This window comes from Massilia cellulosiltytica, assembly GCF_047325105.1.
Lineage (GTDB): Bacteria > Pseudomonadota > Gammaproteobacteria > Burkholderiales > Burkholderiaceae_D > Telluria > Telluria orientalis.
Genome location: NZ_CP168562.1, coordinates 2,629,224 through 2,650,979, shown reverse-complemented (window position 1 = coordinate 2,650,979; position 21,756 = coordinate 2,629,224). Strand labels below are relative to the sequence as shown.

General features: G+C 70.6%; 20 protein-coding genes and 1 pseudogene. 15 read left to right on the top strand and 6 right to left on the bottom strand.

Annotated elements, in window-relative coordinates; all coding sequences use genetic code 11:
• Window positions 1–8: 8 nt before the first annotated feature.
• The gene (locus ACEN9H_RS11700; protein WP_413674872.1) at window positions 9–986 is read right to left on the bottom strand and encodes a hypothetical protein; all 978 of its coding nucleotides are present in this window, start codon (window positions 984–986) and stop codon (window positions 9–11) included.
• Window positions 965–2,554 (bottom strand): AAA family ATPase, encoded by a 1,590-nt coding sequence (locus tag ACEN9H_RS11695; RefSeq protein ID WP_413674871.1) that lies wholly within the window; start codon window positions 2,552–2,554, stop codon window positions 965–967. The genes ACEN9H_RS11700 and ACEN9H_RS11695 overlap by 22 nt, the downstream gene beginning before the upstream one ends.
• A 166-nt stretch (window positions 2,555–2,720) precedes the next feature.
• On the opposite strand from ACEN9H_RS11695, the gene ACEN9H_RS11690 reads away from it, so the two are divergent.
• The 5 genes from ACEN9H_RS11690 (at window position 2,721) to ACEN9H_RS11670 (ending at window position 6,231) form a co-directional block, all read left to right on the top strand.
• Complete coding sequence (locus tag ACEN9H_RS11690) at window positions 2,721–3,929, top strand: cation:proton antiporter (RefSeq protein WP_413674870.1); 1,209 nt, start codon at window positions 2,721–2,723, stop codon at window positions 3,927–3,929.
• A 26-nt stretch (window positions 3,930–3,955) separates the two neighbouring features.
• Window positions 3,956–4,501: a DNA-binding protein gene (locus ACEN9H_RS11685; RefSeq protein WP_413674869.1), complete on the top strand. Its 546-nt coding sequence runs from the start codon at window positions 3,956–3,958 to the stop codon at window positions 4,499–4,501.
• Window positions 4,502–4,571: 70 nt separating this feature from the next.
• Window positions 4,572–4,832, top strand: a complete 261-nt coding sequence (locus ACEN9H_RS11680) for a hypothetical protein (RefSeq protein ID WP_371757529.1) — start codon at window positions 4,572–4,574, stop codon at window positions 4,830–4,832.
• Window positions 4,820–5,440 carry an ATP-binding cassette domain-containing protein gene (locus ACEN9H_RS11675; protein ID WP_413674868.1) on the top strand — a complete coding sequence of 207 codons (621 nt, stop codon included), beginning with the start codon at window positions 4,820–4,822 and terminating at the stop codon, window positions 5,438–5,440. Before ACEN9H_RS11680 ends, ACEN9H_RS11675 begins: the two co-directional genes overlap by 13 nt.
• Complete coding sequence (locus tag ACEN9H_RS11670) at window positions 5,437–6,231, top strand: ABC transporter permease (RefSeq protein ID WP_413674867.1); 795 nt, start codon at window positions 5,437–5,439, stop codon at window positions 6,229–6,231. The genes ACEN9H_RS11675 and ACEN9H_RS11670 overlap by 4 nt, the downstream gene beginning before the upstream one ends.
• Here the strand turns inward: ACEN9H_RS11670 and ACEN9H_RS11665 are convergent.
• Window positions 6,228–6,989 carry a class I SAM-dependent methyltransferase gene (locus ACEN9H_RS11665; RefSeq protein WP_413674866.1) on the bottom strand — a complete coding sequence of 254 codons (762 nt, stop codon included), beginning with the start codon at window positions 6,987–6,989 and terminating at the stop codon, window positions 6,228–6,230. The genes ACEN9H_RS11670 and ACEN9H_RS11665 overlap by 4 nt on opposite strands.
• Before the next feature lie 88 nt (window positions 6,990–7,077).
• Here ACEN9H_RS11665 and ACEN9H_RS11660 point away from each other — a divergent pair, with 88 nt between their 5' ends.
• A complete protein-coding gene (locus tag ACEN9H_RS11660; protein ID WP_413674865.1) occupies window positions 7,078–7,860 on the top strand; it encodes a helix-turn-helix transcriptional regulator in 783 nt (260 codons plus the stop codon).
• Between the two features lie 42 nt (window positions 7,861–7,902).
• On the top strand, window positions 7,903–8,898 hold the full coding sequence (locus tag ACEN9H_RS11655; protein WP_413674864.1) for a ferritin-like domain-containing protein: 996 nt from the start codon (window positions 7,903–7,905) through the stop codon (window positions 8,896–8,898).
• A 134-nt stretch (window positions 8,899–9,032) separates the two neighbouring features.
• On the opposite strand, the gene hpnA is transcribed toward ACEN9H_RS11655, so the two are convergent.
• A complete protein-coding gene (gene hpnA, locus ACEN9H_RS11650) occupies window positions 9,033–10,052 on the bottom strand; it encodes a hopanoid-associated sugar epimerase (protein ID WP_413674863.1) in 1,020 nt (339 codons plus the stop codon).
• Window positions 10,053–10,195: 143 nt separating this feature from the next.
• On the opposite strand from hpnA, the gene ispH reads away from it, so the two are divergent.
• The 6 genes and pseudogenes from ispH to ACEN9H_RS11620 all read left to right on the top strand — a co-directional run bounded on the left by ispH (window position 10,196) and on the right by ACEN9H_RS11620 (window position 17,041).
• The gene (ispH, locus tag ACEN9H_RS11645) at window positions 10,196–11,140 is read left to right on the top strand and encodes a 4-hydroxy-3-methylbut-2-enyl diphosphate reductase (RefSeq protein WP_413674862.1); all 945 of its coding nucleotides are present in this window, start codon (window positions 10,196–10,198) and stop codon (window positions 11,138–11,140) included.
• A 16-nt stretch (window positions 11,141–11,156) separates the two neighbouring features.
• Window positions 11,157–12,299, top strand: coding sequence for an adenosyl-hopene transferase HpnH (gene hpnH / locus ACEN9H_RS11640; protein WP_413674861.1), 1,143 nt, complete (start codon window positions 11,157–11,159; stop codon window positions 12,297–12,299).
• The gene (gene hpnI / locus ACEN9H_RS11635) at window positions 12,299–13,471 is read left to right on the top strand and encodes a bacteriohopanetetrol glucosamine biosynthesis glycosyltransferase HpnI (protein WP_413675574.1); all 1,173 of its coding nucleotides are present in this window, start codon (window positions 12,299–12,301) and stop codon (window positions 13,469–13,471) included. The genes hpnH and hpnI overlap by 1 nt, the downstream gene beginning before the upstream one ends.
• A gap of 32 nt (window positions 13,472–13,503) precedes the next feature.
• The gene (hpnJ, locus tag ACEN9H_RS11630) at window positions 13,504–14,937 is read left to right on the top strand and encodes a hopanoid biosynthesis associated radical SAM protein HpnJ (RefSeq protein ID WP_413675573.1); all 1,434 of its coding nucleotides are present in this window, start codon (window positions 13,504–13,506) and stop codon (window positions 14,935–14,937) included.
• Window positions 14,934–15,782: pseudogene (gene hpnK, locus ACEN9H_RS11625) on the top strand (hopanoid biosynthesis-associated protein HpnK); the annotation flags it as partial. The gene hpnJ and the pseudogene hpnK, both read left to right, overlap by 4 nt.
• 233 nt (window positions 15,783–16,015) lie before the next feature.
• Window positions 16,016–17,041 carry a lysylphosphatidylglycerol synthase domain-containing protein gene (locus ACEN9H_RS11620; protein ID WP_413674860.1) on the top strand — a complete coding sequence of 342 codons (1,026 nt, stop codon included), beginning with the start codon at window positions 16,016–16,018 and terminating at the stop codon, window positions 17,039–17,041.
• Here the strand turns inward: ACEN9H_RS11620 and ACEN9H_RS11615 are convergent.
• Window positions 17,023–17,637: a phospholipid-binding protein MlaC gene (locus ACEN9H_RS11615; RefSeq protein WP_413674859.1), complete on the bottom strand. Its 615-nt coding sequence runs from the start codon at window positions 17,635–17,637 to the stop codon at window positions 17,023–17,025. The two genes, ACEN9H_RS11620 and ACEN9H_RS11615, sit on opposite strands and share 19 nt — an antisense overlap.
• Window positions 17,638–17,750: 113 nt before the next feature.
• Here ACEN9H_RS11615 and ACEN9H_RS11610 point away from each other — a divergent pair, with 113 nt between their 5' ends.
• Both ACEN9H_RS11610 and ACEN9H_RS11605 read left to right on the top strand, forming a co-directional pair.
• Window positions 17,751–20,366 (top strand): MMPL family transporter, encoded by a 2,616-nt coding sequence (locus ACEN9H_RS11610; protein WP_413674858.1) that lies wholly within the window; start codon window positions 17,751–17,753, stop codon window positions 20,364–20,366.
• A complete protein-coding gene (locus tag ACEN9H_RS11605) occupies window positions 20,363–21,097 on the top strand; it encodes a VacJ family lipoprotein (RefSeq protein WP_413674857.1) in 735 nt (244 codons plus the stop codon). Before ACEN9H_RS11610 ends, ACEN9H_RS11605 begins: the two co-directional genes overlap by 4 nt.
• On the opposite strand, the gene ACEN9H_RS11600 is transcribed toward ACEN9H_RS11605, so the two are convergent.
• The gene (locus ACEN9H_RS11600; protein WP_413674856.1) at window positions 21,067–21,756 is read right to left on the bottom strand and encodes a squalene--hopene cyclase; all 690 of its coding nucleotides are present in this window, start codon (window positions 21,754–21,756) and stop codon (window positions 21,067–21,069) included. The two genes, ACEN9H_RS11605 and ACEN9H_RS11600, sit on opposite strands and share 31 nt — an antisense overlap.

Sequence of the window (21,756 nt, the reverse complement as noted above, 5' to 3'; positions counted from 1 at the left end):
GTTCGCCATCAGCGCGGCCCCCGCGGCAGCACGCGGATCGCATGCGTGTACGGCGACGTCAGCGCCAGCGTGGGACCGCTCGCGCACACGGCCAGGCCGTCCGCCGGCAGGTCGGGCGCGATGCGGCGCGCATCGACCTGCACCGCGCCGCCGGGCGCCGCCCGGTCGAACTCGTCGGGCGTGGCGGCCAGCAGCACGGCGCCGTACGCGTCGGCCAGCAGCAGGTGACAGCGTTCCCCGGCGCGCACGACGAAGCCGTCCGCGCCCGCGCGCACCTCGGGCGGTTCGGCGAACGCGCCGCCGAAGCCCGTGAATCCGCCCACCTCGCGCCCCGCCGTGACGTCGGCGCCATCGGCCGTCCACCACGGATCGGCGGCGATGCGCGCGCGCAGCTCCGGCCACGCATCGTCAGCGCGCGCGCCGAACGCCGCCAGCGCCAGCGCGGCCGGCAGCGCGTCCGCGGCGGCGATGGCGCCAGTCCGGAAATGCGCCGCGCCCGCGCGCCAGGCCGCCACCTGGCCAACGACGCGCAATTCGTCCACGGTGGCGACGCGCGGCGCGAGCGCGGCCAGCTGCGCGATCCAGTCCGCGCCGCGCACGCCCGCCAACGTATCCAGGTGAATGGCGGCGTTCGTGAGCATGGCCGGCACCGTGTCCGGATGCGCCGCGACGAGACCCGCGTACCGCGGCAGCAGCGTGCGCCACACGGCGGCCGGCGTGCCCGCGCGCGCGCCCGGGCCGACGAGGGCGCGGCCGACGAGTTCCAGCGCGACGTCGACTGCGGCATGCGCAACGGCGCCGGCACGGGCGGGATCGACGGCGCCGACGACGCCGTCGACCTCATCGGACAGGAAGCGCTGCAGGACGTCCGTGCGGAACGCCGGATAATGCCGCCGCGCGTCGCGCACGCGCTGGTTGAAGGCGCTGCGGCCGGCGGCCAGCGCGGCGGCGAAGGCGGACGAGATCATGCCTGCGCGCGCAGCCACGCCAGGTAGTTCGTGTAGCGCTGGTGCAGGTATTTCAGTTTCAGCAGGTCGTCGTACAGGTGGCCGTACAGCTTGCGGCCCTTGACCCGCTCGCCGATCAGCTTTTCGATGCGCACGAGGCGCGCGCGCGTCTCGCGCTCCGACACGCCGTCCAGTCCCTGCGCGAATTCGTTTGCCATCTCCCCGACGGCATCGTTGCGGTCGAGATCGAGGCGCGCGTATTCCGCGCTCGCGAGGTCGAACAGGCGGCGCAGCCAGCTCACGCGGTCGGACCGGTACGGGCCATTTTCGGGCAGCGCGAAGAACGGCGCGTCCGGGTCGGGCCGCAGCTTGTCGTGCAGGACAAACGGCAGGATCTGGCGCACGTCGTCCAGCTCCACCTGTGGATTGCCGCGGAACCAGGCGAGCGCCTTGGCGAACAGCAGCAAGGTCATGAGATTGCGCACCGAGAGGCCGTTCAGGGTCTGGCAGCCCAGGTCCTTCATGCGATCGCGCCCGTTGTCGAGCGCAGCCAGCTCGTGCCAGGCGATGCCGGACAGGCGCGCCGTGTCCTTCGTCATGTACTCGAACTGGCCGCCCGCCATCTCGGCCAGCTCGAACTGGCTGGCGAAGAACTCCACCCGGCGGCGCACGTCGTCCGGCACCTCGACGGCGCGGATCGCGCGGCCCATGCGGTCGACCTCCTCGTCCGTGAACACCAGTTCGCGCGGCATGAGCTCTTCCGGCCGCACGTCTTCCTCGATCCGCACGAGCAGTTCGTCGAGGAAGCGCGGGTTGAACGCGAGCGCCTGCACGACGACGTCGATGCGGTCGCGCAGCGCTTCGATCACTTCGTACGTGCCGCCGCCCTGCTCGTCGTTGGCCGTCAGGTACCACGCCGACTCCGGGCATTCGTACACCTGGTTCAGCACTTCCGCGTAGTTGTCGCCCATGACGGTGAGCAGTGCGCTCTGCGTGCGCGTGGGGATCCGGTTGTACTCGTCGACGATCTTGACGCGCATGCCCAGCCACGCGCGCCACGCGATGCGGATCTGCGCCATGTCCTGCGCGTTGACGAGGTCCGCCGGCAGCGGATTGCCGAGCAGGTCGGCGATCGTCATCTGCGGATGGCCGTGCTGCATGGCGCGCCGCACGTCGCGCACGCTGCTGCCGGCGAGGACGCCCATCAGCACCGCACTGGCCGTCTTGCCGCGCCCCGGGCCGCCGATGAACAGGCATTTGCGGCGCGTGGCGAAGGTCAGCAGCGGCAGCAGCACGAAGCTGGAATAGCTCTGGCCCGACGGCAGCGTCAGGGTGCGGCGGCTGTCGCCCACCGTGAACGTCTGCGGCGGGCCCTCGTTGAATTCGATGTCGTAGTGCGGGCTGATGATCGCCTTGTTGACGATCCAGAAGTAGGCCTGGCGCAGCTTCTCGTCCAGCTGTCCCGCGATGTCGTCCGCGCCGTCGGTGCCGCCGTCCGCGGCGACCGGCCCCCGGTACAGGTCGGCGACGTCGAATTCGCGCGGCCGGGACACCGTGCGGGGATGCGTCGGTGCGCGGGAAATCTTGCGGAAAAAGTCGAATGCCACGGGGTCCTCGTCGTTGGCGCGGCTGGGCGCGTCGCAGAATCGTAACGATTTTCTTATGTCATGACAACAAATTGTCTGTTCTGCAATGCCTCATGAAATCCTTTTCATCTGTTCAATTTCTCGCTAGGATGACGTTACATAATTACGTAATACAACAAGGAGACCCATGAGCACCACCGAAATCTTTCTGCTCGCGATGCTGATCATCTTCGTCGTCCCGTACGCCATCTGGCGCCTGGGCCGCACGGATTACGTCGCGCCCCTGGTCATCGTCCAGATCATCATGGGCGTGGTGCTGGGCCCCGGCGTGCTGGGCGCGGCCTTCCCGGACTATCACAAGTTCGTGTTCAACCCGGACGTCGTGAAGACGCTGAACGGTATCGCGCAATGGGGCGTGATGCTGTTCGTGATGCTTGCCGGCGTGGAGCTCGACCTCAAGAAGGTGTGGACCTACCGCCGCGAGAGCGCGACGACGGCCGGCCTCGCGCTGGGCACGCCGCTGCTGTTCGGCTGCGCGGCCGCCGTGCTGCTGATGGCCTATCCGGGCTGGATGGGCGCGAAGGCGGCGCCGTGGCAGTTCACGCTGGGCACCGGGATGGCCTGCGCCGTGACCGCGCTGCCGATCCTCGTGCTGCTGATGCAAAAGCTCGACATCCTGCGCCTGCCGATGGGCCAGCGCATCCTCCGCTACGGCAGCCTGGACGACGTCGCGATCTGGGGGGTTCTTGCCCTCATCCTGCTGGACTGGGAGCGCATCGGGCGCCAGCTCGGCTTCCTCGTCGCGTTTGCCGTGCTGACGTTCGTGTTCCGCCGCCTGATGGCGCGCCTCGGCCAGAACGACCGCTGGTACGTGGCGATGATCTGGCTGATCGCCTGCGCGTTCGGCGCCGACTGGGCCGGCCTGCACTTCATGGTGGGCGCGTTCCTGGCGGGCGTCGTGATGGACGCCGACTGGTTCAGGCAGGAACACCTGGACACGCTCTTCGAGAACGTGCTGCTCGTCCTGATGCCCGTGTTCTTCCTCAGCACCGGCCTGCGCACCAAGTGGGACCTGGGCGGCTATGCCGTGTTCTTCGCGGGCGGCCTGCTGCTGTTCGCGTCCGTCGGCGGCAAGCTGGCCGGCGCCCACATCGCCGGCAAGGTCCTGAAATGGAAGGACGGCGAGGCCTCCATCATCGGCTGGCTGCTGCAAACGAAGGGTCTCATCGAGATCATCTTCGCCAACATCCTGCTCGACAAGCAGATCATCACGAGCGAAACGTTCACGGCGCTGCTTTTGATGGCCGTCGGCAGTACAATGCTGACTGTCCCGGTCGTGCATCCGAAACTGAATCGCGTGCAGCACCGCGGACTGGTGAATCAGGCCAGTTCCTGATCGGATTCGACGAAGGTGGATGACACATGGCGCGCAGCGGACTCACGAAATCACAGGTCAGGGAAGCCCGCGACCGGCTGCTGGCGGAGGGCCGTCACCCCTCCGTCGACGCGGTGCGCCATGCACTCGGCGACAGTGGGTCCAAGTCGACCATCCACAAATACCTGAAGGAGCTGCGCGCCGAAGACGGCGGCGCGGACGCCGTGCCGGGCATGCGCCGCGAGGACACGGGCCGCGCCCTGCACGCCCTCGTCGACGAAGTGGCCGACCGCCTGCACGCCGACTTCGACGAGCGCATGCGCCTGCTGCGCGCCGCCCACGAGCAGGCCTTGCTCGAGCGCGACCGCGAACTGGCCGAATTGCGCAGCACCGTCGCCACCCTGACCGTGCGCGTCAAACAGCTGGAGCTGGAAGCGCAGTCCGGCGCCGACGAGACGCCCCTGCGCCACTGGCAGGACCGCGCCGGCGTGCCGGGCGGCTTCGGCCACTTCGACAACAGCCTGCTGAACTCGCGCTCGGCCGTGCGCGACATGTCTCCCTTCGACCTGATCCGCGCCGCCGCCCGTTCGTGATCGCCACCGCACGGACGCGCCGCCGCGTGCGTGCTACAACGTGGCCAACGATAGCCAGGGAGAACGAACGATGCTAAAACTGGACAATATGGACCGTGCACGGGTCGACCGGCTCGGCGCATTGACGGCGCACGTCGTCGAACACGCGCTGGCCTCGGGCCTCGCCTGGGACGAAGCGATCCTCGCCTTCGGCATCGCCGCCAGGGCGATGGCGATGAAGGCGTCCGACCAGGGCGCCGGCACGCCCGAACAATGCGCCGCGCAGGCCGAACGCCGCCTGAAATCCGGCATGACGCAAAGCGCGGACGTGTTACGCGCGTGGCTGGGTTGAGCGCGACGGTCCTGTTGTCGGCACGCGATCTGCGTTCGCCGTTCGGCGGACCGTTCACCTTCGACGTGCACGCGGGCGAATGCGTCGCGATCCAGGGACCGTCCGGCGCCGGAAAAAGCGTCCTGCTGCGCATGCTGGCCGACCTCGATCCGCACGACGGCGACGCCCTGCTGGACGGGCGGCCCGCGTCGTCGATGTCCGCGCCCGCCTGGCGCGCCGCCGTCGTCTACCAGGCGGCCGAACCCGCATGGTGGGAAGCGACAGCCGGCGCGCACTTCGCAAACGCCGGCCGTGAGTTCATGGACGCCACGCTGGCCGCGCTGGGCCTGGCCCCGGCCCTGCTGGACACGGAGATCGAACGCCTGTCGACGGGCGAACGCCAGCGCCTCGCCCTGGTCCGATCGCTGGCCCGGCGTCCGCGCGTGCTGTTGCTCGACGAACCGACGGGCGCCCTCGATCCCGACGGCGTCGCGCGCGTGGAGGCGCTGCTGCGCGAACAGCTGGCGGCCGGCATGGCGATACTGGTCGTCACGCACGCGGGCGAACAGGCGCACCGCCTCGCGCAGCGCATCTTCCGGCTCGAACAGGGAAAGCTGACGACGACATGAATGCGATCCACCTGGGCACGTGGGACCTGCTCGCGGCCGCGCTACTGATCGTACTGGACGCCGCGCTGTCGCTCGCGCTGGGCCTCGGACTGCATCGCCAGATCCTCGTCGCGGCCGTGCGCATGGTGGCGCAGCTGGCCATCGTCGGCCTCGTGCTGCGCCACGTGTTCGCCACGAGCTCCGCGGCGGCCACGCTGGCCGTCGTCGTGTTCATGATCGCCGCCGCCGCGCGCGAGGTCGCGACCCGGCCGAAACAGCGCCTGAAACGCCACGTGAACTACCGGATCAGCGCCGCCGTCGTGTCCTGCACCGGTGTCGCGACCGTGCTGCTGGCGCTGACGACGGCCGTGCGCCCGACGCCGTGGTACGAACCGCGCTACGCGATTCCGCTGATGGGCATCGTCCTCGGCAGCGTGCTGAACGCCGCCAGCCTCGCGCTGGACGGCATCCTCGACGGCGGCGTGCGCGAGCGCGCCCGCATCGAGGCGCGGCTCGCGCTCGGCACGCCGCTGCGCGAAGCCATCGGCCCGCTCGTGCGCAGCGCGACGCGGCGCGGCATGATCCCCGTGGCGAACCAGATGTCGGCCGCCGGCATCATCACCCTGCCCGGCATCATGACGGGCCAGCTGCTCGCGGGCATGGACCCGATCGAGGCCGTCAAATACCAGATCCTGCTGATGTTCCTGCTGGCCGGCGCGAGCGGCATGGCGTCCGTCGGCGCCGCCCTGCTGGCCGTGCGGGCCCTCGGCGACGACCGCCAGCGGCTGCGCGTCGACCGTTTGCGCGCTTAAACCGGACGGGCCACGATCAGGGCCGTGTCGACCGTGAAGCTGCCGTCCTCCCCGATCTGGAAATAGTCTTTCACTTCGCTCGCTGCGCGCGCATGCAGCGAACGGATCGCGGCCACGTGGACGTCGGGCGTGCGCATACGCGCGATCCACGACGCGAATTCCAGGCGCAGCCTGTACGTGACCACATCGTCGACCGCGAAGCCGACGGCCGCCAGCGCCGTCTGCCACTCCGCCACCGACGCGTTGCGCACATGGGACGGATCGCGCAGCAGCTCGAGCGTCTGCAGCCATGTGTCCAGCAATGGCACGCCGGGCGAGACGACGTCCATGAACAGGCCGAGACCATCCGGCTTCACGACGCGGCGCATCTGCGCGAGTCCGTCGCGGAACGCGCCCCAATGGTGCGCGCTGTAGCGGGTGGCGACGACGTCGAACGACGCATCGGGACAGGGCAGCGCTTCGGCCGCGCCCTGTTTCGTGACGAGATTGTCCAGCCCACGCCGACGCGCTTCCGCGCCGACCGTGTCCAGCATCGCGGCGGACAGGTCGTACGCGACGACCTTGCCGACCTGGCCCGCCATGCGGAACGCCACATGGCCGCCGCCGCAACCCATGTCCAGCGCGACGGCATCCGGACGGTGGCCGATCAGGTCCGCCATCCGCTCCAGGTCCGCGCCGGCCGCGTGCACGGCACTGGTGAGATAGGCCTCGGCGCGGGAATCGTATTGTTCGAGGACGGTGGCATCGTGGTTGTGCATATTGGCTCCTGGGTTTGATCGTTTGGTCATTGTCTGCGAGGCGTTTTCCTGTTACAAGGAGCCTGTTTATCCTGGTATAAGGAGCACCATGACCGACGCACACCAGCGCCAGATGCTCGGCGCCTTCATCCGCGCCCACCGCGCGCGCCTGACGCCCGCCCGGCCCGGCACGCGCCGGCGCACGCCCGGCCTGCGGCGCGAGGAACTCGCGGACGCGGCCGGCCTCGGCGTCACATGGATCACGTGGCTGGAACAGGGCCGCGACGTGCAGCCGTCCGTGGCCGCGCTGTCGCGCCTGGCCGACGCGCTGCAGCTGTCCGCGGCCGAGCGGGCGTCGCTGTTCGACCTCGCCGGCAAGAAGGATCCGCGCGCCCTGCCCGACCACGTCGACGACCTGTCCCCGGCGCTGCTGGCGCTGCCGGCGCTGATGGCCGCGCCGGCCTACCTGCTTGACCACACGTGGACGGCACGCGCCTGGAACGACGCCGCCGCCGCACTGTTCGTCGGCTGGCTGGACGCGGACGCGCCCGACCGCAACCTGCTCCGCTACGTCTTCCTGCATCCGGCCGCGCGCGAGCTCATCGTGGACTGGGACACGCGGGCCCGGCGGCTGGCGGCGGAATTCCGGGCCGATTTCCACCGGCGGCCCGCGGATGGGGACATGCAGGCGCTGGTCGAACAATTGTGCCGCGATAGCACGTTGTTCGCACAATGCTGGGACAAGCAGGACGTGCTGCACCGGGAAGGCGGGGAGCGGCGGTTCCGGCATCCCGTCAGGGGGGAGCTGGGGTTCGTCCAGACCACGTTGCTGGTGGCGTTGCAGATGGAGATCAAGCTGGTGTGCCTGGCGGCGGGAACCTCTGCCGCCTGACCCGGTCGATACCCTGGTGTGATCGACGCCTGGAGAACGCGCATGGACGGCCACGCCACGGATACCTTCGACGTTGCCGAGCTGGTGCCGGGCTTCCGGCCGCCGCCGCAGCCCGCACCGGCCCAGGACGATGCGCAACTGGCCGCGGCCGACGCGCGCATGCGGCACTGGCGCGAGCCGGCCGACGGCCCCCTGGTCCCCGGCTCGGACCGCCACGGCGACGCCACGTGCCGCATGTTCCGCGACACCTTCAATCCCTACCGCCCCGCCGTGCTGGACTGGCCCGTGCTGGAACCGGCGGTGCGCGACCGCATCGTCGCGCTGCCGATCTGGGACATCGCGGTCCAGACCGAAGGCAAGGCGCGCCTGCGCATGGCGGGCTATGCCGGCACCCTGCGCGATCCCGCCATGCGCGATGCGCTCGCGCTGAACGCGTGGGAAGAGCAGCGTCACAAGGACGTGCTCGCGCGCATGGTCGCGGCGTACGGCATCGAGCTCGCGCCCGAACCCGTCCAGCCCCCGCCCCGGGATCCGGAGTGGGGGTACCTCGTCACCGGCTACAGCGAATGCATCGACAGCTTTTTCGCCTTCGGCCTGTTCGAGCTGGCGCGGCGTTCCGGCCTGTTTCCGCCGGCGCTCGTCGACACGTTCGAGCCCGTGATGCAGGAAGAGTGCCGGCACATCCTGCTGTTCGCCAACTGGGCCGGCTGGCACCGCGCCCGTCTGTCGTTCCTGCGCCGCGTGCGCTTCGAGGCGAAGGTCGCCGCCGTGTGGGCGTTCCTCGCGTGGGAGCGGATCGGCCTGGCACGCGCCATGGACGCGGACGGTGCGCGCGCGCAGGACAATAATTTCACGCTGCACGGGGCGCAATCGGTCGCGGACGATGGCGCCGGTGTCCACGACCTGCTCGCGCTCTGCCTTGCGGAAAACGACCGGCGCTTTGCGGGTTATGACGAACGGCTGCTGCGTCCCCGCACGGTGCCGCGCCTGGCCCGGCTCGCGCTGCGGCTGGCCAGGCTGTTCGGGCGCGGGCGCTGAATCTGCGCCGTCCGCGTCGTCAGCATGGTCAGCGTCGTCCCTGGCGGCATGGAGCCGGGGTATCGCAAGGGCCTAAACCACACCCCGCGCCCGCGCCGGGACCAGTGCCGCGTGTCACGGCACGCCTACCGCAACTACGCCAGATAGCCTTCCCCGAGATACCCTTCCCGCCCGAACCACGCGACCGCCGCCCGCACGCCGGCAACGTACGGTCCCGGCCGGTAGCCGAGCTCCCGCTCCGCCTTGTCCGACGAAAAAAACATCCGGTTGCGCGACATCTTCAAACCATCCACCGTCAAGAACGGCTCGCGCCCGCGCAGGCGTGCGAGCGCCTCGGCCGCGTGCGCCAGCGGCACCAGCGGCGCGGCCGGCAATCTGACGCGCGGCGGCCTGCGCCCGACGAGTTGCGCGATCTCGCCCAACAGCTCGCGCAGCATCACGTTCTGCCCGCCGAGGATGTAGCGCTCGCCCACGCGCCCACGCGTGAGGGCGAGCAGATGTCCGCGCGCCACGTCCTCGACGTCGACGACGTTCAGCCCCGTCTCGACGAACGCCGGCATCCGGCCACGGGCCGCCTCGACGATGATGCGTCCCGTCGGCGTCGGACGCACGTCGCGCGCGCCGACCGGTGTCGACGGATTGACGATCACGGCCGGCAAGCCCTCCTGCGCGACCATGCGCTCGACGAGACGCTCGGCCGCCACCTTGCTGCGCTTGTACACACCGATGGCCTCGCGCTCCGCCAGCGGTTCGTCTTCCATGGCCGCTGCCGTCGACGGACTCACCCGCAACGTGGCCACGCTGCTGGTGACGACAGCGCGCTCGACCCCGGCTGCCAGGGCCGCCCGCATTACGGTCGCCGTGCCCTCCAGGTTGTTGCGCATGACCTCGCCGGGGTCGGGTGCCCACAACCGGTAATCCGCTGCGACATGCAGCAGGAAGCGCACGCCGGCCAGCGCGCGCCCGACCGCCGCCGCGTCGCGCATATCGCCTGCGACGACCTCGGCGGACAACCCCGCCAGATTGCGGCGCGGGCTGCTCGCGCGCACCAGGGCACGGACGGCATACCCCTGTTCCAGCGCCGCGCGCGCCACGGCGGCGCCGACGAACCCGGCCGCGCCCGTGACCAGCACGAGGTCGCCTCCCGCCACCATGGCCTCCTTCCGGCATCCATCTGCAGCGCATTCTAATCAGACATGCGAGGCGCATACGCATCTGGATCAAACGCCGCGTGCGAACTTGCGCGCCGGCGGAGACTCCAATCTGCACCGACCGGAAAGCACCGCAGAGAACCGTCATGCACGTGATCCTAGCCCAGCCGCGCGGGTTTTGCGCGGGCGTCGTCCGAGCCATCGAGATCGTCGAGCGCGCGCTCGAACGGCATGGTGCGCCCGTGTACGTGCGCCACGAAATCGTCCACAACAAGGCCGTGGTCGACGGCCTGCGCGCCAAGGGCGCCGTGTTTGTCGAAGACCTGGACGAAGTGCCGCCGCAGGCGGTGACGGTCTTCAGTGCGCACGGCGTGGCGCGCACGGTCGAGACCGATGCCGGCGCGCGCGCCCTGCGGGTGCTGGACGCGACCTGCCCGCTCGTCGCCAAGGTCCACATCCAGGGGCGCCAGTATGCGGCCGGCGGCCGCACGGTGATCCTGATCGGCCATCCCGGCCACCCGGAGGTCGAGGGGACGATGGGGCAGATCGACGGCCGCGTGCTGCTCGTGCGCGACGCGCGCGAGGCCGAGGACCTCGACCTGCCGCCCGACACGCCGGTCGCCTACGTGACGCAGACGACGCTCAGCGTGGACGACACGCGCGGCGTCATCGCGGCCCTGCGGCGGCGCTTCACGGACATCGTCGGACCCGACGTGCGCGACATCTGTTACGCCACGCAGAACCGCCAGCGCGCCGTGCGCGACCTGTGCCGACGGGTCGACGTGCTGCTCGTCGTCGGGGCGCCCAACAGTTCGAACTCGAACCGGCTGCGCGAAATCGGCGCGGAGACCGGCACCCCGACCTGGCTGCTCGCCGACGGCAGCGAGCTCGACCCCGCCTGGGTCGCGGGCGCGGCGGTGGTCGGGATCACGGCCGGCGCGTCCGCGCCCGAGGCCATGGTCGAGCACGTCATCGGTGCCCTGCGCGCACTCGCGCCCGTCGAGGTGTCGACGATGGACGGGATCGAGGAACACATCGAATTCCGGCTGCCGCGCGCGCTCGCTGCCGGGCCGGAAGCTGGCACACATTGACGACAGGGACACGAGCATGGCCATCCCGCTCCTGCAGAAAGCTCTCGTCGGCGCCTACGTGCTGCGCAAGCACCTGGCCGGCGAACGACGCTACCCGCTCGCGCTGATGCTCGAGCCGCTGTTCCGCTGCAACCTGGCGTGCGCGGGCTGCGGCAAGATCGATTATCCGGCCGAGATCCTCGACCAGCGCCTGTCGGTGGAAGAGTGCCTCGGCGCCGTCGACGAATGCGGCGCGCCCGTCGTCTCGATCGCGGGCGGCGAACCGCTGCTGCACAAGGACATGCCCGCGATCGTCGCCGGCATCGTCGCACGCCGCAAGTTCGTCTACCTGTGCACGAATGCGCTGCCGCTGGAACGGCAGCTGGACCGGTACCGCCCGAGCCCGTTCTTTACATGGTCGGTTCACCTCGACGGCGACGAGGGCATGCACGACCGTTCGGTCTGCCGCGCGGGCGTGTACCGGCGTGCCGTGGCCGCAATCCAGCGTGCCAAGGCGGCGGGCTTCCACGTCAACGTCAACTGCACGCTGTTCGACGATGCCCGCCCGGAGCGGGTGGCAAGCTTCTTCGATACATTGAAGACGATGGAGGTCGACGGCATCACCGTGTCGCCGGGCTATGCCTACGAACGCGCGCCGGAACAGCAGCATTTCCTCACGCGCAACCGGACGAGACAATTGTTCCGTGACATACTCGCGCGCGGCGAAGGGGGGCGGCGCTGGGCGTTCAGCCAGTCCAGCCTGTTCCTCGACTTCCTCGCGGGGAACCAGACCTATCATTGCACCCCCTGGGGCAATCCAACGCGGACCGTGTTCGGCTGGCAGCGTCCATGCTACCTGCTCGGCGAAGGCTACGCCGCATCGTTCCGGGAACTGATGGACGACACCGACTGGGAGGCCTACGGCACGGGCCGCTACGAGAAATGCGCGGATTGCATGGTGCACAGCGGCTACGAGGCAAGCGCCGTGCGAGACACGCTCGCCCGCCCCCTGGCGGCGGCCCGCGTCGCGCTGCGGGGCGTCGCCACCGACGGGCCGATGGCACCGGATATTCCGCTGGGCGGACAGCGGCCCGCGCAACACGTGCATGCACAGCAGGTCGCCATCCGTCTCGACGAGATCCGGGGCCGCAAGGCCGGGCTGAATGGAGGAACCCGATGATGCCGTCCTTCGTCACGCTGGCCGGCTCGACGCTGACGGTGCTGGCCACGCTTTACGCGCTGGCGGCGCTGCTCTGCCGCGGTCGCATCCGCGGCGCGCGCGCGGACCGGCCACCGCTGTGGACGCCTGTCACCGTACTCAAGCCCCTGTGCGGTGCCGAGCCCCGGCTGGAAGAGAATCTCGCCGGCCTGTGCAGCCAGACGCACCCGCATGTCCAGCTCGTATTCGGGGTCCGCGATCCGGCCGACCCGGCCGTCGCCGTCGTCGGACGCCTGGCCCGGCGCTTCCCCGCCGTCGACATGCGGCTCGTCGTCGATCCGCGCATCCACGGCAGCAACCTCAAGGTGAGCAACCTCATCAACATGATGCGGGCCGCGCGCCATCCCTGGCTCGTGCTGGCCGACAGCGACATCGCCGTCGGGCCCGAGTACGTCGCCCGCGTGACGGCGCCGCTGGCCGAGCCGCGGGTCGGCATCGTCACCTGCCTGTACCACGGCCGGCCGCTGGACGGTGTCTGGCCGCGGACCGGCGCATTCTTCATCGACACGTGGTTCGCCCCCTCCGTGCGGGTCGCGAGCAGCGGCGGCAGCAGTGCCTTCGCGTTCGGGGCGACGATCGCGGTGCGCGCGGCGACGCTCGAGGCCATCGGCGGCGTCGAGGTGCTGGAGAACCGGCTGGCCGACGACTACCGGCTCGGCGAACTCGTGCGCGGTCTGGGCCTGGCGACAGTGTTGTCCGACGTGAACGTGGGGACCGACGTGACGGAAACGGGCCTGTGTGCGTTGTGGTCGAGGGAGCGGCGCTGGATGCAGACGATCCGCTCGCTCAATCCGCTCGGCTACGCCCTGTCGTTCATCACCTTCACCCTGCCGATGCTGGCGCTCGGCCTGTGCCTCGCGCCGACGGCGTGGAACGTGGCACTGGCATTGTGCGGCGGGGCGGCGCGGCTCGGCCTGCACTGGCGCAGGCCGGCGCCGGACATCCCCGCACCCGGTCACGCCTGGCTCGCGCCGCTGCGCGACTGCCTGCTCGTACTGGAGTGGGCGAGCGCGTTTGCCGGTACGACGACGCACTGGCGGGAGCACTGCCTGCCCATCGACACGGGCCGGGCGGCCGCCCCCAACCGGCCCTGCGGTGTGCCGGCCGCGCATGACCGGCCATCCTGGCGATAACGATCATGGACACCACCGCGATGCATACCGCAATGCTGAAGACCCTGTTCCTGCAGGCGCCGTCGTTCGAGGGCTTCGACGGCGGCGCCGGCTCGCGCTACCAGGCGAAGCGCGAAATCCGCTCGTTCTGGTATCCGACCTGGCTGGCCCAGCCCGCCGCCCTCGTGCCCGGCAGCCGGCTGCTCGACGCGCCCGCGGACGGGCTTACCGTGGCGCGGACGCTGGACATCGCCCGCGACTACGACCTCGTGATCATCCACACGAGCACCCCCTCGTTCCCGGGCGACGTACGGTTCGCCGGGATGCTCAGGGAAACGCATTCCGCGCTACGCATCGGCATGGTGGGCGCCAGGGTCGCCGTCGATCCCGGCGGAGCGCTCCGGGCGGGCACTGCCGTCGACTTCGTCGCGCGCGAGGAATTCGACTACACCTGCCGCGACGTCGCCGCCGGCCGGCCGCTGGCGGACATCGACGGCATCAGCTGGCGCGATGCCGGGGGCGCGATCCGGCACAACCCGCCGCGCGCGATCATCGAAGACATGGACGCGCTGCCGTTCGTCGCGCCCGTCTACCGGCGCGACCTGAACATCCGCAATTACTTCATCGGCTACCTGAACTATCCGTACGTGTCACTGTACACGGGACGCGGATGCCGCTCGCGCTGCACGTTCTGCCTGTGGCCGCAGACCGTCGGCGGCCACCGCTACCGCACCCGGTCCGCGGAAAACGTGCTCGCCGAGGTCCGCTGGATCCGCGCGAACATGCCGGAAGTAAAAGAAATCATGTTCGACGACGACACGTTCACCGACTCTCGCCCCCGCGCCGAGGAGATCGCGCGGGGTCTCGGCAAGCTGGGCGTAACATGGTCGTGCAATGCGAAGGCGAACGTGCCCTATTCGACGCTCAAGATCATGAAGGAAAACGGCTTGCGGCTACTGCTCGTGGGCTACGAATCCGGCGACGACCAGATCCTCCTGAACATCAAAAAGGGCTTGCGGACCGACATCGCGCGGCGCTTCGCCGCCGACTGCCGCGCGCTCGGCATCACCGTCCACGGCACGTTCATCCTCGGGCTGCCGGGCGAGACACGGGAGACGATTGCGAAATCGATCGCATTCGCCAAGGAAATCAACCCGCACACGATCCAGGTCTCGCTGGCCGCGCCGTACCCGGGCACCCGGCTGTACGAACAGGCGCTGGAAAACGACTGGATACCGGCTCACAAGACCATTCCGCTCGTCGACGGCAGCGGGGTGCAAATGGCCGCGCTCAGCTATCCGCACCTGTCGAGCGACGAGATCTATCACGGGGTGGAACAGTTTTACCGCAGTTTCTACTTCCGCCCCTCGAAGATCTGGGAAATCGTCAGCGAGATGCTGCAGAGCTGGGACATGACCCGGCGCCGCCTGCGCGAAGGCGTCGAATTCTTCCACTTCCTGCGCGCCCACGGCGCGTCCCATTCATGAGCGCGCCGCGTGGACGGGGCCTCATCGTCACGGCCGACGACTTCGGCGCGCACCCGAGCGTGAACGCGGCCGTGGAGCGCGCGCATCGGGACGGCATCCTGACCGCGGCCAGCCTGATGGTGGGCGCACCGGCCGCCGAGGATGCGATCGCCCGCGCACGCGCCTTGCCGGGCCTGCGGGTGGGCCTGCACCTCGTCCTGACCGACGGTGCGTCCGTGCTGCCGCCGCGGGCCATCCCCGACCTCGTCGACGCGCAGGGCCGCTTCGGGAGGCGCATGGCACGCGACGGCGCGCGCTACTTCTGCCTGCCGCGGGTACGCCGCCAGCTGGCGCTGGAGATCCGCGCCCAGTTCGACGCGTTCGCCGCCAGCGGCCTGCCGCTGGACCATGTCAACGCGCACAAGCATTTTCATTTGCACCCGACGATCCTGACGCTTCTCCTCGATATCGGCCGCGCGTTCGGACTGCAAGCCGTCAGGTTGCCGCGCGAGACGGGGCCACCGGGGAAAGCGTCCCCTGGTTGGCTGCGGCCCTGGTTGGCGCTGCTCGAAGCCAGGCTGGACGCCGCCCGCATCGGCCACAACGACTACGTGGCCGGGATCCGCCAGTCCGGGCGCTTCGACGAGGCGGCCCTGCTGGATGCACTGTGCAACCTGCCGACGTCCGGCATCGGCGAGCTGTACCTGCATCCGGCACTCGCGTCGGGCACGGAGATCGCGCCATCGATGCGCGGCTACCGCCACGCCGACGAGTTCGCGGCACTCGTCTCGCCGCATGTGCGTGCAGTGTGCGGCGCCCTGCGCGCGCAGGGCTGGCGCTTCGGTGGATTTGCCGACCTTGTCGCCGCAACAGGCGACGGGGCGGACATCCGCGCCGTCGGGGCGGGCAACCGCGACGTCCGGGCGGGCAGCCGTGCCGTCGGGGCTGGCAGCCGCGCCGACGATGTGGGCACGGGCGGCACCGGAGGGCATTTGGCAGGCCACGCGGAGGCGCCGCCGGGCACACCCGCAGCCGGCGTACCGCCATGCCTTCGCGGGAACGCGGCCGCCGGGCGCACCACGGATCACCGCGACGGCCCATGAGCCATGCCCGCACGATGGGCCGGCTGGCCTGGACGGGATCGATCGCCGGGCTCGCGCTGGTGGTGGCGCTCGTCGCCGCCGAAGGCTGGACCGGCATCGTGGCCGCATTCGAGCGGGCCGGCTGGGCGCTGCTGCTCGTCGTGCCGGCAAGAGTCGTCACGCAGGTGTTCGACGTCCGCGCATGGCGCGTGCTGCTCGCGCCGTTCGACCCCGGGCGCGCGGCCGGGCCGCTGTTCCTGTTGTGGGTGGCGCTCGTGCGCGAGGCCGTCAACCGGCTGCTGCCGGTGGCGAACATCGGCGGCGAAGTCGCCGGCGTGCGGCTCGCGGGCCTGCGGGTACCCGACACGGCCGGCGTCGCGGCAAGTGTCGTCGTGGAAGTGTTGCTGACAATCGTCGTGCTCTACCTGTTCTGCGGCGCCGGCGCGCTGCTGATGTTGACGCTGACGGGCGGGCCCGGCCTCGTCGGGATCATCGTGGGGGCGCTGCTGCTCTCGCTACCGCTGCCCATGCTCGCCTGGTGGCTGCTCCGCCACGGCGCGCCGTTCGCGCGGCTGGAGCGCCGGGTACTGCGCCTGCTCGGGCCGCAGAACGTCATCGCACTGCACCTGGACGGGGGGGGCATCGCCGCGGCCGGCGCGCGCCTGTTCCGGCAACGCGGCCGTCTCGCCCGCGCCGGGGCGTGGTCGCTGCTGGCCAACGTGCTGGGCACGTTCGAAACGTGGTATGCGCTGGCTCTGCTCGGCCACCCCGTCGGCTTGCAGGCCGCGCTCGCCATCGAGGCGCTGACGCAAGCCGTACGCCACGCCGGCTTCATGGTGCCCGCCGGCCTGGGCGTGCAGGAAGCGGCCGTGCTGCTGTTCGCCCAGCTGACCGGCGTGGGCGGGGACGTGGCGCTGTCGCTGGCGCTCGTCAAGCGGATGCGCGAGATCGCGACCGGCGTGCCGGCCCTCATCTCGTGGCACTGGTTCGAAATGCGCCGCTTGCCTCCGCTCAGGGACCGCGCTCAGGGACCACGATTATGAGCCGCCAGGTATCGGATGAGGCCGTCGATGCCCTCCGCCGCCAGGCGGGCGGCGAACTGCTGCCGATACACCTGGATCATCCACGCACCCATCATGTCGATGTCGTAGATCTTCCAGCCGGCGGGCGTCTTGTGCATCCGGTAGTCGATCGGCATCGTGTCGCCGCCCGTGACCACGGTCGTCCTGACGACGGCATCGGTGGCGTTCGCGGCGGAGCGGGCCGCGGGCCCGTAGCGGAACTGCGTGTTCTCCTGCTGGATCTGCGTCAGCTGGATCGCGTAGGTCCGCGCCAGCAAGGTCTGGAACTCGCGGAACAGCGCCTCACGCTGGGCCGGTGTTGCCTGTGCCCACGCGCTGCCCACTGCGTACTGCGTGGTCAGCATGAAGTCCGTGGATGGCAGGAAGTCGCGGCGGACGATCTCGAGGGTCCGTTCGGGGTCGCCGGCGCGCGCGCCAGGGTCGCTGCGGATGGCGCTCATGACCTGGTCGATCGTGCTCTTCAACGTTTGCTCCGGCGTACGCTCGGCCACCTGCCGGGCACAGGCCGGTGGCGGCATGGAACAGGCCAGGGCAAGCAGAAATAAAGACGGTTTCATGGGATCCTCGATCGGCACATCCATATGACCGTCGTCCGGCCGTCAGCGTTCCCGCGCACGGCTGCGCCAGATCATACGGTCACCCACACCGCATCCGTTCTAATGAACACACCATGCTGACCCACCAGATTGCGAGGCTCGTTCACCTGTCGTGCCGCCACCCATGGGCGGTGCTGGGGGCGTTTGCGCTGCTGGTACTTGCATCGGGGCTTTATGTCGCGCGCCATTTCGCGATCAATACGGACGTCGGCCAGTTGATCGACGCGAATGCGCCATGGGCCAGGCGCGACGCCGCCATCGCCGCCGCGTTCCCGAACCGGGGCGACACGACGCTGGCCGTCATCCGCGCCCCCGCGCCCGAGTTCGCGGCGCAGGCGGCCCGCGAACTGGCCGACCGCCTGCGCCGGCAGCCCGCCCTGTTCCGCGCGGTGGACCTCGGCGCGGGTGCCGATTTCTTCCGCCGCAACGGCCTGCTGTACCTCGACGCGCACGAGGTCCGCGCGCTGGCGGCGCGCCTCGTCGATGCAAGGCCCCTGCTCGATGCGCTCGCGCGCGACCCGTCGCTGCGGGGCGTCGCGAACCTGCTGGCGGTCACGCTGGGCACGCCCCTGCTGACGGGCCAGGTCACGCTCGCGCAGATGGCGCCGCTGCTGGCGCGCGGCGCCGCCGCGGTCGAGGGTGTCCTCGCCGGAAGCAACACCGCGCTGTCCTGGCAGGATCTCGCCATCCACGGTGCGGCGGCCGAACCCGGCCTCGTGGAAGTCCGTCCCGTCCTGGACTATGCCGCCCTGCTGCCCGGCGCCGCGTCCAGCGACGCGATCCGCGCGGCCGCCGCCGACCTGCGCCTGGCCGGGCGCTACGGCGCGCACGTCACGCTGACGGGGCCGGTGCCCTTGTCGGACGACGAGTTCGCCTCGCTGCAGGAAGGGTCGCCGCTCGTCGGCAGCATCCCCGTCGCGATCGTGCTCGTGCTGTTGTGGCGCGCGGTGCGTTCGACCCCGCTCGTGCTGGCACTGTGCATCACCATGCTGGGCGGCCTCGCGCTCACGGCCGCGCTCGGGCTCATGATGGTGGGTGCGCTGAACCTGATATCCATCGCGTTCGCGATCCTGTTCGTCGGGCTCGGCATCGATTTCGGCATCCAGTTCGGCATGCGCTTCCGCGAACTGCGGCGCGTCCGGCCCGGCACCGGCACGGCCCTGCTGGCGACGGCGCGCGCGCTCGCGCTGCCGCTCACCCTCGCGGCGACGGCCACCGCGTTCGGCTTCCTCGCCTTCCTCCCCACTGCGTACCGCGGCGTGGCCGAACTGGGGCAGATCGCGGGCGTCGGCATCCTGTGCGTCGCCCTGCCCGCCTGCCTGACAGTGTTGCCCGCGCTGATACGCATCACCGATCCGCCGGCGGGCGCGCGCGCTCCCGGCTACCCGTGGCTGGCCGGCATCGACCATGCGCTGCAGACCCACCGCAAGACCGTGCTCGCGGTCACGCTGGCGCTCGTCGCGGCCGGCATTCCGCTGCTGTGGCGCCTCGAATTCGACTTCGATCCGCTGCACCTCAAGAATCCCGGCAGCGAATCGATGGCCACGCTGACGTCGCTCGCGCGCGGCACCGACATCGGACTCGACAACGTGCAGGTACTCGCCCCGTCGCTGGCACAGGCCGCGGCCCTGGCGGCACGCCTGGAACGCCTGCCCGACGTGGCCCATGCGCTGACGGCCGCCAGCCTCGTGCCCGACCGGCAACCGGAAAAACTGGCTGCCATCGCCGCGGCCGCCGCGCGCCTGCTGCCCGTAGTGGAGCGACCGCCGATTGCACCGGCGTCGGACGCGCAGCGCACGGCCGCGCTGCGCACGGCCGCGCAAGCGCTGCACAATGCGGCGCTCGATCATCCGGGTCCCGGTGCGGCCGAGGCATCGCGGCTCGCGCGGGCGCTCGCCGCGCTGGCGCGCGCGGGGCCGGACGCCCGCGACCGCGCCGACCAGGCGCTGGCTGGCACGCTGCGGCTCGCGCTGGACGCCCTGCGGCTGGCCCTGCGGCCGGAATCCGTCACACTGGCGAGCCTGCCCGCCGCAATGCGCCGCAACTGGATCGCGCCCGACGGCCGCGCGCTGGTCGACGTCAGCCCGACGCGGCCCACGGGGACGAGCCTCGGCGACGACAGCCGGCTGGGCCGCTTTGCCGATGCCGTCCTGCGCATCGCACCGGATGCGGCCGGCGGCCCGATCTCCGTGCGCCACGCCGCCGACCTCATCATCGCCGCGTTCGTGCAGGCGGCGCTGCTGGCCGTCGCCACCATCGCGCTGCTGTTATGGATCGCGTTCCGGCGCGTGGGCGACGTGCTGCTGACGATGGTGCCGCTGCTCGTGTCGAGCCTGGTCACGCTGGAGGCCTGCGTGCTGCTGCGCATCCACCTGAATTTCGCGAACATCATCGCGCTGCCGCTGCTGCTGGGCGTCGGCGTCGCCTTCAAAATCTATTACATCATGGCCTGGCGCGCCGGGCAGCCGGCGCGGCTGGAGCATCCGCTCACGCAAGCCATCGTCCTCAGCGCGGCGACCACCGGCACCGCGTTCGGCAGCCTGTGGCTGTCGCACCACCCCGGCACCGCGAGCATGGGCAAGCTGCTGGTGCTGGCGCTGGTCTGCACGTTGATCGGCGCCGTGTTCTTCCAGCCCGTCCTGCTGGGACAGCCCCGTGCCCCGGCACCTGCCGAACGAGGTCCGCCATGACCCACCCGCCGCCGCGGATCGTTGCCGCCCTGCTGCTCACGCCCGCCGTGCTCCTGTCCGGCTGCGCCACGGGCACGCAACGCGATCCGGTCGATCCGCTGGAACCGCTCAACCGCGCCACGTTCCGCTTCAACGACACGCTCGACCGCCACATCGCGCAACCGGTCGCGCGCACGTACAACCGCACCGTGCCGCGCTTCGTCCGCACCGGTGTGGACAATTTTTTTTCCAACCTGGGCGATGTCCCCGTGATGCTCAACGATTTCGCCCAGCTGCGCCTGATGGACGGGATGAACGACCTGATGCGCGTGGCCGTGAATTCCACGTTCGGCCTGCTGGGCGTGCTCGACATCGCCACACCGGCCGGCATCGCCAAGCACAACCAGGACTTCGGCCTCACGCTGGGCCATTATGGGGTGCCGGCCGGTCCCTATCTCGTGCTGCCCCTTTTCGGCCCGAGCACGTTCCGCGACGCGGCGGGCTTCGGCGTCGACCAGTACGCCTCGCCCATCACGTACGCGAAGCCGGCCTCGCGCAATACGCTGTGGGGCGTCGACTTCGTCAGCACGCGGGCCCGTTACCTGAACGCGACCAATCTGCTGGAACAGGCCGCGCTCGACCGCTATCTGTTCGTGCGCGACGCCTACCTGGGCCGCCGCCATACGCAGCTCGACGAGGGCAAGGAAACGCCGTTGCCGGATTACGACAAGGAAGATAGCGGCAAGCAATAACACCCCAGCCCCGCCCCCAGTCGCGCACGTGCCCGCAGCAGCGAACGCCGCGCCACCAACGCCTCGCCCGCCAGCACGCACACGGAGGCGATCTGCCCCGGCGCACGGACCAGGGCGCGCAGCACGGGCCAGGCGACGCCCGTATCCAGTCCGGCCAGCGCGGCCGCGGGCACGGTGCGCCAGGCCGGATCGAGCACGACGCGGCAGGCCGCGAACGGCAAGCCGTGGCGCCGTGCGGCCAGCGCGGCCGCATGCGTTTCCATGTCGACGGCGGCGGCGCCCGCGTCACGCCACAGCGCGGCCTTGGCGGCGGGCGTGGCGAGGGGCGCGTCCGCCCCCGCGAGCAGCCCGGGACGGGCGCCGGGCAGCCGGTCCAGCAATGCGCGTGACCAGTCCGGGTCCGTCGCGACGAGGCCGTCCGGCGTCAGCACGGCCGTGGCCACCACGCAGTCGCCGCACGCGAGGGCCGGATCCAGGCCGCCCGCACAGCCGAAGCTGATGATGCCGGCCCAGTCGCCGTGGCCGTCCAGCATCCCGTGCAGCCGTTGCGCCACGCGCCACGGCCCGGGCCCGCACACGCTGGTGACGCCGGGCCCGTCCGCGATCGCCGCCTCGAACGGCATGCCGCAGACGACGAGCACGCCCGGCGCCGACGGCAC